Raw genomic sequence first — 15,470 nt, 5'->3', positions numbered from 1 at the left:
CTGATATATCAGACTGATTAACAATTTCAATCCACGCACCCATGTTGGGTGCGACTCGACGAGTCAAGAATATTAAATTGTTCTACTTATTTCAATCCACGCACCCATGTTGGGTGCGACAGCAAAAACAACCCCAAAAACGATTAATTGACAACAATTTTGTTTGTTATATACCTTTAAAATTAAAAAATCAGATTACTCCTTATCGATTCTTTAATTTTAAACGTGAGTTTTGCCCCATATTACGGTGCGAAAGTTCCAGCAATTTCATGTTCGCTAAACATTCGCACTAAATGATAATTGTGTCTTCAACGTCAAACGATTCCTTGGTACCGATGTGAATAATTTTGCTTTTATAATTATTTCCTAAATAATAAAACCGCAAGCTATCTTTTTCTTTATCGATGATTTGCTCCAGTTTATGCTGCACTTCTCGGCATTTAGCAGCATCCAGTACACACTCAAACACTGAGTTCTGAACACGTTGCCCGTAATTTACACATTGCTTGGCAACTTGGCGCAAACGTTTTCTCCCAAGTGCTGTTTCCGTATTGACATCATAGGTTATCAGCACCAACATTTTTTCACCTACTTCCACATAAACGGCGGATATCCGTCCAAATCGCCGCGAATAAATCTGGCCAGCAGCATGGCCTGCGCATAGGGCACAAGTCCCCATTCTAATTTTTCTTGTAAAAATGGATGTGTAATGATCTCCTGCTTCCTACTCTGCCAAGCTTTCAAGATGATTTTTCTTGTGTCATCATCCATGATCACCGCACCATTTTCCTTTTGCGTAAAACCTTCCGCCTTGACTTCTCTTTTGTTGATTAAAGAAATAACAAACCGATCGGCATAAACCGCACGCATCTCCTCCATCAGATCCAGCGCAAGTGAAATTCTTCCCGGCCTGTCCCGATGTAAAAATCCGACATAAGGGTCAAGCCCGACCGTTTCCAGGGCTGCGGCGACATCGTGAGCTAAAAGCGTATAGACAAACGACAGCATGGCATTGACATTGTCCAGAGGCGGGCGTTTATTCCGGCAATTGAAATAGAAAGATTCTTTTTGTTGGAGAATTAACTCGTCCAATACGCTGAAATACTGAGAGGCGGCTTCCCCCTCAAAACCCCGGAGTTGTTCTAAATCCTCACATTGATCCACGAATTGCAGAGAATTAGCAAGAACTTTAGAAACCTTTTTTAACTGATCGACATCCAGGCGAATCGCGTAGTCCCGGGTAGCGCGTTCAATCACCCAACGGGCATTATAAATCTTTCCCAGAATAAAGTTTTTGGCAATCTGTATACTTTGCTCCTTGTTGTCGGCAAGCCTGTACTGCGCCTTTCTGAGCGTCACATTGCCCCGAACCTCCCCCACCACTCTGGCCAGGAATTTACCGCTTGGTTTCATAAAGCTTAAGGCAATATTGCGTTTAGCGCAGGCGCCCATTAAAGCCGGACTGGCGCCGGTATAACCGAAAGCCACAATTCCTTCAAGATTATGGAGCGGGATTCTGGATACTTCTTGATCTTCTTTTAAAATGACAATATTTTCTCCATCCAGTGATAAATACGTGTTGGGAGAAGTGACATAGATCGTATTGAGCAGTTTTCTCATTCTGTCACCTCCAGGAGGTTTTTCCGGATGTAATGCTGAACGGAGGGATTTTTACATAACCTCGGCATACAGATCTCCATAAGGGAACAGGACTTGCAGCCTTTATTCGGCTTGACTTTCGGGGTATATCTCCGATCATAGTATTCATGCATTTCTTGAAACATCGTTTTCACCCGCCCGCGTAAATCCTCATCAAGAATAACTTTGAGCCGGCGCTTTGTTTCACCGTAGAACAAAAACGCTTCCGGAATTTTGCATAAGAGCATTTCCTCCAGACACATGGCCTGGGCGCATAGTTGCAGCACATCGGCTTCGTTTTCTTTGGGTTTTCCGCGCTTATACTCTACAGGGACCGGTTTAAATGTTCCTTCCCGGCCGAAGATATTGACGCCGCCGGGATCCCTGTACAGTTCAACCACATCACACGTTCCGGTTGTTCCCAGGATACGCGAAAAAATTCCCATACCCCGGGAAATAATTAAATCCCCGCGTTTTTCTTTGATGGTGTTATCGTGGGTTTTTTCATGCAGGATTCCACCCTCGACGGTCCGCAGGTTTTCCTGCCATTGCTGTTCGATGTGAATCAAGGCCCACTGGCGTTTGCAAAAGGAAAAGTGCTGGATGCCGGACAACAACAGGAAATCTTCTTCCTTATATTCCTTACTCATATCATTCTGATGCACTGTACTTCTTTCGGAATTTTTTCCTCATCAACACTGATATCATAATCAGAATATATTCTCGCCGGTTTTGTTTCATCTTTACGCTTAATCATTACTGTATCGAATAGCTTATATGCTTGGGTATTCCCAAATTCACTTTCATGTTTAAATACAATTAACTCTCTGACATTCATTTTTCCTCTTGCTGCAGAGTGATCATGTTCAAACATATTAATGATAGCTTCCCATAAAAGTTGTAAATCCTCCTCAGAAAATCCGGTTACATTTTTCGCTAAGTTGGCGGAAATGTAGCCTTCCGCCCGATAGAGAGCGTAGGGTACGATGTGTTTTCTCCCCATTTCCGTTTCTTTTCTCTTAAAATCTTCTTCTGTCGTTATCGCAACCCTGGTTATGGTAATTTCTTGCTGAACAATGGGGTCAATACTTCTGGCAAATCCAATTTGCACAGGTCCCCTGACTTGTCCACAGTTAAGCTTTGCTTTTACAAAAGTCGTCATAACGGCTCCAAATGTTCTGATATCAAAGAAGTTCGCACACATAAAATCCCGAATCTGACTATCCTTTTCACCCTTGCTCTTTTGTGCTTCTTCCTCTTTGATGCCCAAATATTCATAGGCTGACTTATCACTGGTGTTTAAGGGAATACCATCTTTGATATATATTTTGTAACCCTTGCTGTTCCCTTTCACTGTTTCAACATAATTTCTGATTTTTCTTTTTAAGCATACATCCGTAACAATGCCATAGCCTGTCTCCGCATCAATTCTGGGCATATTACCGGCATCAGGGTCCCCGTTAGGGTTTCCATTCTCAACTTCAAATAAAATTACAAATTCATACCTGTTCTTAATTGCCTCGCTCATCATTATTTCTCCTCACTTTTTTTATTATTTTTCTGATAGAGTGCATTTTTTTGATGGTAGTAGCCTAAAATGAACACGCCTTGTTCTTCTAACGATAAATTTGCTGGAAATGGATTCTTCTCCATAGCCAGTTTGTCTAAAATATCGGCTATTCTTTTATCACTAGCATATCCGTAGTCTGCTTTGGAAATATGGTGTTGCGATAATCTTAACAACACCGGAAAAACTGACGCCGGTGTAGCACAAGCTGATGTAAAATACCGGTCTTTAATCGTTGTATTGATTCCTGGATTGGCATCTTGCTGTGCCTTTTCTAAAACTGCAAATAATCTTCCTAAGATATACGCGCTGTTTTCACTTTGCTCATTCAGGGCCATCGTTAATACCTCCTCGAATTTTTTCGTGTTTCTTGATAAATACGCTTTGATTATTGACACTTTATAATAACTGATATCTTTTTCCGCTTTAATTCTTAGCATGATGGCATTATAGAGTCCTGCAGGATATGGCGTATCGGTAATAATCGCCTTGAGTGCAGCACCCGCCATTAACGGCGTAGCTGCTTTATCCTTAGACGTCGGAGATACCGTTTCGTTTAACAATCTCCATACCGAAAAGGTATCCGGATCTGTAGGATATTGTTTCTCTATTCTTAAATCTTCGTAATGTTTTCCTATTTTTTTCACGAATTCCCCAAAAGAGTTAGAAATATAAAATCTGACCGCTAATCTCGCTGCATTTGGAGATATTGCAAGGATATGGAAGTTTGTTTTTTCATCAAAAACATCCGACAATTCGCCAATGGGTTTCCCTTGTGTTATTTTTTCAAAAATAGATTTAATTTCCCTTGCCGCTAGTTCATCATGAACTGAATTCTCTCCATTACTTACTTCCCCGCCATTTATATATAAGGACATAAGATCCGGATAAATTTTCTTTGGACTTTCTGCCCAAAAAATAATGGTTGCATCGCCTAAATTTAGTTTATGAGAACTATCTGCTAAGAGGAAATTCAAAACTGTGGTATAGGCAAAGGTTGCATATTCACTTACCGGTGCATTTAAACCCTGCTCTTTTTCACGGCCGTAAGACTCATAGGCGCGTTCATTAAAAGAAACCAGAGAACCTCCTACGGATAGTGCACCTCGAACGCCGCTTATTTTTGGATGTACTTTTACAATAGAACTCTCTTTGCCTGTTACAAGGCACTGCATAACATTTAGATTATCTACGTTACTCTTGTATCTTTCCCAAGCTTGTCTAATTTCTTTGTTCTGGTGAACAAATTCACCACCATTAAGCTTAAACACAAAGTTTGCACCAGTTAATATTTCATCTAAATAATCTTTTAATGCAGGATGCTCCATTGCTTTATCAATATTCCAATTACTCACGAACTTAACAACTGCTTTAGCCGTTGCGTTATTAATATCTTGTAGAAATCTTGTATGCAATTGTTTAAAAGCTTCGAAACATTCTTTTGATCTTTTAATCTTTCCTTTATTATCTATACCAAAGAAATAATTTGAATTTCCCCATAGGAAATTTGACTTTACACCACTAGTTTTTCCTCCTAAATCCGGTACTTCCATACTTTGCGGAACTTCTACAATTTTTTTACCCCGCTGAGCACCTATCTTGAGAGGAATGATATTTAATAATTCACCTTCTAATGATAAATTAACGGCATAGGATACATTCGCTTTGCTGTAGCCTAATTTGGGTATGTTGTTATCCTTATCATTTGCCAATATCTCATAATACTTGACTAAAGACTGTAAAATCATTTGACCACCTCACAAGCTGATAAATCAATAATACCGTCACGCATAACTGCTCTAAAAAACATTGATTTAATATCTTCCAAATCCGTAAAATCCATATCATAGAGCATATACCCAAGGTCTGTTTCTCCTATCAAGCCGGATTTGGGCACGTCATCCTCAATCAATCTAAAATTTGCCGGAAATTCTCTGCAGCCAAAGCAAGGATTATGATAACATTGGCCTTTTCTCATCCTCCTAAGCGCAATATTATAATGTTTTTCGATTGTATCCGTTTCTCCGGCTTTGTCTGTTAGCTCAAAGTGTGCTTCTATGATATAACGTACATTTTTAAGAATTATTGACGCTCTCTGCTGTCTATCTTCATTCGTATTTATGTAGAGGAGTTTAGCGCCGCCGTTCATAACCGAATCAACGGATCTTGCCGATATTTTAGAACTAACTTCATTTCTTCTAATATTAGTAAATTCAATCGGATTGTAGACATGTATCTTGTCTATACGCCAGATAATTGCGGGTTTCCAGTAAATAGACTCTATAATGCCCCGTGCTGCAGACGGCGTTATGACGTCATAGCTGACCCTCTCCACTTTCATCTCCGGGCGCGTGAAAAGCGCATAATCCCCCCACGTCTCCAAGCTAACTCCATACCCCATTTCCATCACTCCTTTATTCTTATTGTCGCACCCAACCTAGGTGCGTGGATTGAAATTTATTCTAGTTGTTAATCGAAGAGATTATGTCGAGCAGCCAATGGTACATCCTTGGCTGCTCGATGTTTTATACAAAAATCGCTACACCGGATTCTACGGTAAATTCAAGTCCCGTTTTTTCATTGTACATATTGATATCCCTCAAAACATAGATTCCCTCATTGATAACTTCTACCATACCGGCTCCGTTCATTTTCTCAAACTCATTTTCATAAACATTGACTGAATAGGGTTGTATCGCTCTTAAGATGGCCTTATATTCGTTTATATAACGAAGCTTATTAATTAATCCTTCTGCCTTCTCATCAAATCCAATGATGATCGGTACCGTATTATCATCAATCAATTTAAATTGACTAGCAACTTGTTTGAAGTTGAAATTAAAATTACAACCTGCCGCTCCATTTTCCATTTCCTCAAAAATATTATTTACATCCAGTCCCTTCTCCCCTTCGAAGTCATATAATTCTTTAAAATATGTCTCGATGGCTTGAGGAGAAAGGATATCTTCAAATCGCGTCATAATTGTTTTACTTACTTCAATCGGTCGTTTTATTGAACTTGGCATATTTTTAGTAAAAATGCTTTCCGGCTCAAAAACGTTGACGATACCGACTTCGAATTTATTCTCCCTGTTACATCTCCCCGCAGCTTGCACAATGGAATCAATTCCAGCCATTGATCGATAAACCAAAGGGAAATCCACATCAACTCCAGCCTCAATTAGTTGGGTAGAAACAACTTTACAAGGCAGCCCATCTTTTAATCTTTGCTTTATTTCATCCAATACTTCGCTCCGATGTTTGGGACACATTCTTGTTGATAAATGAAATACCCCCTCCCCACTTAGTTTTGAATATATTTCTATGGCGTTTTTTTTGCTGTTAACGATGCATAAAGCCTGATTGGAGCTGTTTAACCCCGCTGCAATTTGTACTGCTTCCATTTTCCCTCTATTGATAATTTTGGTGCGTCTGAAAAATTCGTATAACGAATCCGTATTTTCACATATTTCATTGACTGTTATTTCTTTGGGGAATCTGTCCTTCAGTGATGGTTGGGTAGCACTGCATAATACACAGGTTGATTGATAACTCCTGACTAATTCTGAAATAGCCATAAGACAGGGCGTAAGAAATTGCGTGGGTATCATTTGGGCTTCATCAAAAATAATGACGCTGTTGGCGATATTATGAAGTTTTCTGCATTTTGAAGACTTATTTGCAAACAGGGATTCAAAGAATTGAACATTCGTCGTTACCACAATCGGGATATCCCAATTCTCCGATGATAATTTCAATTTATACAAAATTAAATCTTCATCATCCTTAAAATCAAAATTGGAATGATGTTCCAAGACATTTTCCTGCCCAAATATATCTTTAAAAATTTTTCCGGTTTGTTCTATGATGCTTGTATACGGAATCACATAAATAATTCTCTCCATACCATGCTCAAGTACATGGTTAATGGCAAACGCCAGGGAGGAAATTGTTTTACCCCCGCCAGTTGGAACAGTGAGCGTATACAGACCTTTTTCACGCTTTGCTTTTTCGATGCAATCATTTAAAATTTCGGCTCTTTTTTTATTGATCTCCCGTTCAATATTTTTAAAATTACTGATATAAAGATTCAGTTTCTCATTAAATAATTGGTAATCATAATGAACACTTCTATCAACTTTACCCATATTCATAAATTCTTCTGTATCTAGAAAATCGGAATCTACCAAGCATGAATAGATCATTCTGATGAAAAAGGACAGTGAGAATCCGCCTTTATTTAAGGGTTTTATAATGGGAAGCTTTCCAGGCAAAAAATCATCAATATTGATCTCTTTTTTGAAATATGCGTAATCATGAAGTTGATTTGCTCTTTTTAACCGCCCGTTTAAGGTCACTTCCAGCGGGGTATCACTTTTATTCCCGCCATCAGGAAGTCCGCCATGATGACCGGCAATACAATAGGCTAACAATTTACCCATTGAATCAATCGTTTCATTGATTTCAATTGCCCCAGCGGTAGAATGATCTACCCTGTCGTTAGAATTATTGATTACTTTATTTTGAAATTCTGTTGAGTACTTTCCGATATCATGTAACATTCCGCATATATAGGCATAGTCTCCATTATTAAAGCTATCAGCAAATTTCTTTGCTTTATGAGCGGTATTTTCCAAATGCTCTTTTATACTTTGGGTTTCCGAATCATTTTCTCTAATATGAGCTATATGCATGATCGATATCGCATTCCTCTCTCCATCTGGAACTATTTTGGGTCTCCACAACCCTACCCCCATCATCAACCGTCACATATCCCCGCTTTATCCCATCTTAACCCCAGCCCGAATAACCTCTTCCATCCCAGCACTCCTCCTGGCGAACCCAAACAACAAGAATTTTATCCAGCCTTCTTTCCAGTCTGGCTCCCATCCGCGCAATGCCCCAGGCGTTTAAGACCAGCTTGCCTAACAGGTTTTTGGCGATCAGGGCTTCCGTGGCCGCCATGACCTCTCCGGTCTGGGAAAGAATCAATCCGGTTACTTTTTAATTTGATATTCGCTAAATTTCGCAGCTATCCTCCCAAATAATTAGAGTTGTGGAAATTAATTCTAATAATAACAAAGTAACCCTTTGCTGGAAAAGGCTACTTATATATCAGAAAGGATTCATACTTTCTAATATACTAAAAAAAGTGCTGTTCGCACTTTTTTAAAACTATAGTTTTTCATCAACTACCCACGTTATGAAATGATCAACCAAAGCTGGGAATAGAATGATTGTTTTCTTTTTTTGCAATCCGTTCACCTAATTCTTTGTAATCAATCTTCAAATATTATCACTCTGTTTAACTTTATCAACTCAGCGATAAAGTTGTTTATTTTCTGTAAGCCCGACCAGATAGTCAACGCTGGTTTTATAAAACTGTGCAAGTTTAATCATGATGTTCAGTGGAACATCACGCTCCCCTCGCTCATATTTGGAGTATAAAGATTGATCACACATCAGGTATTCTGCAATTTGTTGTTGGGTTAGATCATGATCTTCACGAACATCACGTATTTTTAAGCGCATTATCATCACCAAAGCAAGTATATCTTAGGACGATAAGTCCTATTGACATATTGGACTACTATTTGTCCTAAATTATTCAACGAAGGCCACCGATGTGATTGTGGTGGAATATGTGGAGGAGATGAGTATTGCTTACTATCGGCATTTACGATGACAGGCCGTTGTGTCGCCAGTTATTGGAGGCATTCATTTATATGAAAAAGAGAAGGGGGTTTTATTTACCCTTAATGTCCATTCCATAATTCCCCATTCTCTCTTTCATCACTCTGAATAAAAATCATTCACTTGTTTTTTATACCCGGCATGCACCCGCGGATCAATCTTAGCCAACAGATCCATCTCATAAGTCAGTTCCTTGAATACCTTCATAGCTGGGTCTGTGTGCCACAGTTCCAGCGTAAGCGGAGCATGGATGCGGAGCACGGCTGCGCCAGGGAGGGCGCTATCTGCATACCCCGCTCTCTTGACATAAGTAAAACGAATTTCCATAATGATTGTATTAGATTCTCTGACGTATCAGAGGTAAGCCATGAACTGCTATAAAGCCTTTATAAAAACCATGGGAACAGGGAGTTTATAAAGAACTTTTACTTTGGCTTTAGAGATGGGTTAATCATTACGTAAAATGCATTAAAGACTATAAGATGAAATACTTCGCAGTTTGTACTATACTATGAAGAAGATTACCAATAAGGCTCGTTCCAACTGAAAAGTATATGACTTTTATACTTGGGGGGGTATATTCGCTGGATATCTACATGACTACACTTCTGGAGAAATTAAATGCGTTTAATCCAAAACTCTATACATCCGCCAATGGGCTATCTGCGATCCGAACCTTGAAACTCATAGAAACTGGAAAGCAGACCTTTGAATCCGATGTTCTGTATATGGGTACTAACGCTAACCTTGAAACTTTTGCAAAAAATGGTGGAACTCATCTTATTTTGATAACAGATGAGGCTTTACCAGATTACTTCGAAAAGAATCCACCCTTTAACCTATTGAAAATTGAGGGAGAAATAAATTTTAATGCAGTTTTTAATACGATACAGGATATTTTCAATAATAAAACCAAACACTCCCTTGATTCTGAAATTTTACTAGATTCTCTCGCTCAGGGGCAGGGGATACAACATATTATCGATATGGCATTTAGATTAATAGGAAACCCGATGATGGTATTAGATAAAAGTTTTAAGCTGCTTGCTTACACAAAAAATATTACGGTTAATGATCCTATTTGGATTGAACTGACAACAAAAGGTTTTTTTTCTTACGAGACTGTTTCTTTGATGAAACACAAAAAAGCTTTGGAAGAAGTTAACAACAGCAAACTTCCCGTATTGTTCTTACCTAAGGAAAAAATTAAGGATGGCCATTCCAATAGCAATTATTCAGTATTTCCTTTACTATCAGAAACCTCTGTTCCCCAAGTACTTTCAAGTATTAATATTAAAGGAAAAGCTGTCGGCAGAGTTGTAATAATGGAAGTATTACAACCGATTAAGGATGAAGATATCGATCTTCTTTCACTTTTATGCAAAGTCATTTCCTCTGAGATGCAGAAAAACAAATTCCTGATTAACTCAAAAGGCATTATGTACGAATATTTTTTAGCTGACTTGCTTAGTAAAAAGATAAAGGACTCAAAAGTAATCGATGAAAGATTAATGTATTTAGATTGTAATTTTAAAAAAAACTTATGTGTTCTCACAATAAAACCCGCTCAATTTGACCTTGCGAATATTCCCCTTTCATACATTAGAGATATGGTGGAAAGTCTGATTAGTTTTAGCAAACCGATCATTTATGAGGATAACGTCGTGATCCTTATTAGCAGGAGTATTGATACTCCCTTTCACGAAATTGATTTTGAGTATATGTTGCAGTTCCTTAGTGAAAATAAACTACATGCAGGGTTAAGTCGCACTTTTCAAGACCTCAGTGAAACCTATGAATTTTACCAGCAATCACTTACAGCAATGGATATCGGCGTTAAATCTTCTCAAGAAAAATATTTCTTTGAATATGAAAAATATTTAATATATCATGTTATTGAGTTATGCTCATCTTACACTGACTTAAAAGATTTATGTCATCCATCCCTCCTAACCCTTATAGATTACGACCAGAAAAATAAAACTAATTTCACCCAAACACTCTATACTTTTATAGAAAATTCAAAGAAACTAATTGAAACCGCAAACATTTTACATATTCACCGTAACACAATGAGCCTTCGTATTGAAAAAATACAAGAAATCATGGAAGCGGATCTAGATGACAGCAATTTTTTACTTCACCTGCAGTTTTCTTTTAAAGTTTTAGACTACCTAAACAAGTTGAATCTAAATAACGACTAAAATAAACAAAAGCGCTAGACAACATTGCTTGTCTAGCGCTTTGAACGATGTACATGATTAATTTCTATTATCATTAATTCTTTAGGCTACATCCAGGAATGCCATACCGCCCAGAGGCTTAAACAACCAACTACAGATCCCGCAAAGAGAAGCATTGCCCCTCTTTCCCTTGCAACCTTGTGCTTTCCCACAGCATTAATGTATACGAAGGACGTTCCCATTACGATACAGGCATAAATGAAATAAACCAGCACCCAGCCGTACCAAGTCATAACCTTTCCGCTGGCAGAAGTGAGACTATTAACTCCGATTTCAATTAAAACAGATAAGGCCCCGACAAAAAAAGAGTAAATCATTCCGACCATACGCTCACCTCCTTTGCTTTGTAATCTAGAGATCTAAAAATTAAAATAGTTCCGGCCATTCCAGCCACCACTTATTTTCTTCTATGACTTCGGTACCGTAACCAAAGAAATCATCAATATTTTTTAATAGTCTTGAAGCTAATTGCGACTTGGAAGCCGCGGCTACTCCCATCGAGTGAAACCAACTTTCTTCCTTATTGTTCCATGGACAAACTTTCATACAGCGGCCGCACATCGTGCCATTCTTATTAGAAATCCGGAATGTCGTGCATCTTTGGACGTTGGTATTCCATTTTTCATAGCCATTATGAATAATAGGGTTATCATCATGACTGATAGCTCCCGAAGGGCATTCATCCGCACATTTTTTACACGTGGCACAGAATTCCCGGGCACCAAAGGATATGGGTTTATCGGGTTCCATAGGCATGTCCGTCGTAACAACGGCTGCCTTGAAACGGTAACCCAGGCGGGGATGAGCAACACACTCACCGGTGCGGGTCATTTCACCAAGACCGCACGCTACCAATACCGGTGGAACTACCACCTGATAATTTCCACAATGATGCGCTCTTGCTGAATAGCCAAGATTACGAATATAAGCGGCAATGGAGCATGCAATAACACCCGAATTCATATAAGCCATATAACTTTGGGATGAGCTAATTCCGTCAAAGCCCGTTGAACTCAATACTGTGGGCAGGCTCTGGTCCACGATGATCCCAATAGCATATTTATGAGTCGTTGTTATCGGGGTTGTTTGCGAAACATTATAGGGACCGTGGCCTACCGCCGGACCTTTCTCGGAGTAGAAGGCGTGAGGCGGCATTAACCCAACCCCGACCTCCGAGGCTCCAAGAAACATACCCAGATCTTTAATATGGTTAGCCAGCAAATCCTGCGGCGGCAAAGGAAGTTTGTCCTCTCTTACCGGCCCCTCCACAAATTCAAGTGTACCAATGCCATGAGACATTGTGAATAGCGCGCTCATCAGAGGGTGCTTTCCACCAAGTTTGATGAGTGAAGCTAAAACCTGGTCGCCATAAATACCACGGGCAGCTTTGGCAAACCCTGTTTCCGTTTCACTGATCCTTTCAATGGGCCCAACAATTTTTGTTGAACCCAATTGTGTCGCATTTTCAGGGTTATACTCATACCGTTTGACGAAGACAGCTCCGTGGTCTCCGGCCTTGAGAACTGTTTTTTTATTGGATTTCTGAAGGGCGGCTTTACTATATCTTACGTTCGTAACCGACGGCTTTAAGGTTTTATCTGCCGTATTGGGTGCAGTTCTGCTTTTATGAATCTCCTGTTGATCTTGTCTTTTTTGGTTTTCTTCATTCATTTCTTTTCACCTCGTATATAATTTGATTATTAATGATTTTCAATTAGTCTTTCGTCAACCAATTAAAAATAGGCGGAGATAAGGTACAAGTTACAATGGCTAGTAAAATAATCGTTCCGTTTAAACTACTGCTAATAATTCCAAGTTTTAGGGCCACTGCGCCTGTCGCGATAATTAAACTCAATCTTGTTGATAGAAGAGTCGTTGCAGCGATTGATCTTTTCCACGAATAATTGATTTTTAGGAAGAATACCGGAGATAAGGTAACCGCGTAAACAGCAAGAACTAAAATTGGCAACAGTAAGAGCGAACTTACATTATTGATAATATCTTTAATGCTAAAATTAACCCCAACCATGATAAAGAAAATCGGTATGAATATACCATAGGCTATTGCGTCCAGCTTATGAAAGATCTGACTTGTTTTCCGATCACTTACTAAGGAAATAATAACCCCCACCAAGAAAGCGCCAAGAATAGCTTCAGTCTTTAAAAGCTGTGCAATGATAATAAATAAAATAAGGAGTGCAAACGATGCTCGGATTTTTATCTGAGAATTTTTATGGGCCAGTTGTTCAATAATCGGTAATTTTGAAATAACCTTACCCAACTTCCAGATAATGATAATGATGGGTATGAATAACAAGATAGAAGCAATATCTTTCATGGAATTTGCGCTTTTGAAGGTGATATAGGACGACAATAGCAACATCGTAAATAAATCCGATAATAATGCGGCCAGTAAAACGCTTTGCCCATATTGCGTGGTCAACATATCACGTTCTTTTAGAATTGGAACCACAACGCCAACCGATGTACTGGACAAAATAATCGTGAAGATAACGATATCGGGTATTAACCCAATGGCTTTAAGCCCAATCGATACGAATAACGAGAGAATAAAAGTTGTTGCAAATAGTAATAAGGCGATAAGAAAGGGGTGTTGGTGCCATTTTACATTCTTTGTCCTTGCCATTGATCTGATCATCTCAAAATCAATTTCCAACCCAGCCATAAACATGAGAAATGCAAATCCTAGATTATAGAGCAGGTTTAGCCATTCGCTCCCTTGAATTAAGTCAAAACCGCTTTTCCCAATAATAATTCCTGCGATAATTTCCCCGACGACTATCGGGATAGAAATATATTTAATCTTTTTGACGATGAGTGGAATAATGAGAGCAATGACTGCAATGATTAAGAGCGGATAATAAGATATTCCTTCGGCCATAGGTCTTGCTCCTTTTCAAACATACTTCTGCCGTTGATACGATCATTACGATGAGATAAAAAGAGACGCTAGACAACATCGATCGCCTAGCGTACGAAAACTACTTTTTAAATAGTTCCGGCCACTGAAGCCACCAGCGGTTTTCTTGTATAACTTCGGTACCATATCCGAAGAAATCATCGATATTCTTCAATAATTTTGCTGCAAGCTTAGATTTGGAAGCAGCGTAAATACCCGCGGTATGGAACCAGCTATCCTCTTTATTGTTCCAGGGACACGATTTCATACATACTCCGCACATGGCTCCTTTAGTATTGCATATTCGGAAAGACGTGCATTTTTTAATATCTGTGGGCCATTTTTCATAGTTATTAAACCGTGACGGACAATCGTTATGACTAATTGCGCCTGATGGACACAAATCTGCACATTTTTTACATGTTACGCAAAATTCCCTTGCTCCGAAAGAAATAGGTCCATCGGGTTCCAAAGGCATATCTGTCGTTACAGCAGCCGCCTTAAATCGGAATCCAAGCCTCGGGTGCACAATACTTTCACCAGTTCGCGACATTTCGCCTAACCCCGCGGAAACGAGAGCGGGTGCTAAAATCATTTGGTAATTCCCGCAGTGATGGGCCCTGGCTGAGTACCCCATGTTTCTGATATAAGATGCAATTGAAGTCGCTATAACACCGGATGTGAAATACGCGTAATAGCTCTGGCTGGAGCTGATCCCATCCATTCCTGTCGAAGAGAGAATCGTATCTAAATTTTGATCGATAATAATACCTATAACATATTTATGGTTTGTCGTTACCGGGATTTTTTCGTCGGGCTTTCTCAAGCCACGGGCTACTTCGACAGCATGAGGTACAGTATGTGTCCAATACGCATACTCGGGCATCAATCCTACTCCGACCTCATCCGCCTTGAGAAATTTAGCCAGATCTTTAATATGTTGTGTCATGGATTTCGGATCAAGAATAGGAAGAGGCTCCGCTCTTACAGGTCCATCTACGACGTTTTCACCGCCAATGACATGTGACATATTGAAAAGAGATTTTACCAAAGGATGCCTTTCTGGGATCTTCTTCAAACCTTCAGCAACCTCAGGGCCGTATTCTCCTCTACCCGCCCTGTTAAAGCCTGTATCTTCTGCGCTTTTTCTAGGGATAGGACCAAAAATTTTCGTTGATCCCAAATAATTTGGGGAATAATCGAGATGTTTGACTGGGATGCCGTAATTTCCCCCTCCAAGAATCGTCGTGGTTTTCCCTACTCTGGAAAAAGCGGCTTTGTTAAAGGCAACCGTCATACCGGCGGCATTCGCAATGGTATCTCCAAACTGGGCATATTTATCTCTGGTCTGTTTAAAGTCTTTGTAGACTGATTCTTTTTCTTTATCGTTATAAGTCCCCATGATTTC

At 39.4% G+C, this 15,470-nt stretch carries 15 protein-coding genes and 1 pseudogene; 2 read left to right on the top strand and 14 right to left on the bottom strand.

Translation table 11 applies throughout. The annotated features are described in order from the left end of the window. Nucleotides 1–289: 289 nt before the first annotated feature. From cas2 to NC238_13465, 9 genes are all read right to left on the bottom strand, one after another. Nucleotides 290–580, bottom strand: coding sequence for a CRISPR-associated endonuclease Cas2 (cas2, locus tag NC238_13505; GenBank protein ID MCM1566924.1), 291 nt, complete (start codon nt 578–580; stop codon nt 290–292). 8 nt (nt 581–588) lie between these two features. Continuing rightward, on the bottom strand, nt 589–1,620 hold the full coding sequence (gene cas1c / locus NC238_13500) for a type I-C CRISPR-associated endonuclease Cas1c (protein MCM1566923.1): 1,032 nt from the start codon (nt 1,618–1,620) through the stop codon (nt 589–591). Then, nucleotides 1,617–2,288 carry a CRISPR-associated protein Cas4 gene (gene cas4, locus NC238_13495; protein MCM1566922.1) on the bottom strand — a complete coding sequence of 224 codons (672 nt, stop codon included), beginning with the start codon at nt 2,286–2,288 and terminating at the stop codon, nt 1,617–1,619. The genes cas1c and cas4 overlap by 4 nt, the downstream gene beginning before the upstream one ends. Further along, nucleotides 2,285–3,166: a type I-C CRISPR-associated protein Cas7/Csd2 gene (gene cas7c / locus NC238_13490; GenBank protein MCM1566921.1), complete on the bottom strand. Its 882-nt coding sequence runs from the start codon at nt 3,164–3,166 to the stop codon at nt 2,285–2,287. The genes cas4 and cas7c overlap by 4 nt, the downstream gene beginning before the upstream one ends. Before the next feature lie 2 nt (nt 3,167–3,168). After that, nucleotides 3,169–4,953 (bottom strand): type I-C CRISPR-associated protein Cas8c/Csd1, encoded by a 1,785-nt coding sequence (gene cas8c / locus NC238_13485; GenBank protein ID MCM1566920.1) that lies wholly within the window; start codon nt 4,951–4,953, stop codon nt 3,169–3,171. Continuing rightward, nucleotides 4,950–5,606, bottom strand: coding sequence for a type I-C CRISPR-associated protein Cas5c (gene cas5c / locus NC238_13480; GenBank protein ID MCM1566919.1), 657 nt, complete (start codon nt 5,604–5,606; stop codon nt 4,950–4,952). Before cas5c ends, cas8c begins: the two co-directional genes overlap by 4 nt. A 124-nt stretch (nt 5,607–5,730) precedes the next feature. Beyond that, the gene (cas3, locus tag NC238_13475; protein ID MCM1566918.1) at nt 5,731–7,965 is read right to left on the bottom strand and encodes a CRISPR-associated helicase Cas3'; all 2,235 of its coding nucleotides are present in this window, start codon (nt 7,963–7,965) and stop codon (nt 5,731–5,733) included. 31 nt (nt 7,966–7,996) lie between these two features. Beyond that, nucleotides 7,997–8,170, bottom strand: a complete 174-nt coding sequence (locus NC238_13470; GenBank protein MCM1566917.1) for a DUF3320 domain-containing protein — start codon at nt 8,168–8,170, stop codon at nt 7,997–7,999. Between the two features lie 354 nt (nt 8,171–8,524). Further along, on the bottom strand, nt 8,525–8,737 hold the full coding sequence (locus NC238_13465; GenBank protein MCM1566916.1) for a helix-turn-helix domain-containing protein: 213 nt from the start codon (nt 8,735–8,737) through the stop codon (nt 8,525–8,527). A gap of 128 nt (nt 8,738–8,865) precedes the next feature. On the opposite strand from NC238_13465, the pseudogene NC238_13460 reads away from it, so the two are divergent. Continuing rightward, nucleotides 8,866–8,957 (top strand): annotated as a pseudogene (locus tag NC238_13460) (response regulator). 41 nt (nt 8,958–8,998) lie between these two features. On the opposite strand, the gene NC238_13455 reads toward NC238_13460, so the two are convergent. Then, nucleotides 8,999–9,226 (bottom strand): hypothetical protein, encoded by a 228-nt coding sequence (locus tag NC238_13455; GenBank protein ID MCM1566915.1) that lies wholly within the window; start codon nt 9,224–9,226, stop codon nt 8,999–9,001. Between the two features lie 269 nt (nt 9,227–9,495). Between NC238_13455 and NC238_13450 the strand changes: the two genes are divergently transcribed. Then, a complete protein-coding gene (locus NC238_13450) occupies nt 9,496–11,103 on the top strand; it encodes a helix-turn-helix domain-containing protein (GenBank protein ID MCM1566914.1) in 1,608 nt (535 codons plus the stop codon). Nucleotides 11,104–11,189: 86 nt separating this feature from the next. Here NC238_13450 and NC238_13445 read toward each other — a convergent pair whose 3' ends face one another. From NC238_13445 to NC238_13430, 4 genes are all read right to left on the bottom strand, one after another. Then, nucleotides 11,190–11,468, bottom strand: coding sequence for a dehalogenase (locus tag NC238_13445; protein ID MCM1566913.1), 279 nt, complete (start codon nt 11,466–11,468; stop codon nt 11,190–11,192). Between the two features lie 40 nt (nt 11,469–11,508). Then, complete coding sequence (locus NC238_13440) at nt 11,509–12,813, bottom strand: reductive dehalogenase (GenBank protein MCM1566912.1); 1,305 nt, start codon at nt 12,811–12,813, stop codon at nt 11,509–11,511. Nucleotides 12,814–12,856: 43 nt separating this feature from the next. Continuing rightward, nucleotides 12,857–14,044 carry a cation:proton antiporter gene (locus tag NC238_13435; protein ID MCM1566911.1) on the bottom strand — a complete coding sequence of 396 codons (1,188 nt, stop codon included), beginning with the start codon at nt 14,042–14,044 and terminating at the stop codon, nt 12,857–12,859. Nucleotides 14,045–14,144: 100 nt separating this feature from the next. After that, nucleotides 14,145–15,464, bottom strand: a complete 1,320-nt coding sequence (locus NC238_13430; GenBank protein MCM1566910.1) for a reductive dehalogenase — start codon at nt 15,462–15,464, stop codon at nt 14,145–14,147. Between the last annotated feature and the right edge of the window lie 6 nt (nt 15,465–15,470).

The sequence above is a fragment of the Dehalobacter sp. genome, assembly GCA_023667845.1.
Classification (GTDB): domain Bacteria; phylum Bacillota; class Desulfitobacteriia; order Desulfitobacteriales; family Syntrophobotulaceae; genus Dehalobacter.
Note: the sequence above shows the minus strand (reverse complement) of the source record. Positions and strands in the feature narration are given on the sequence as shown.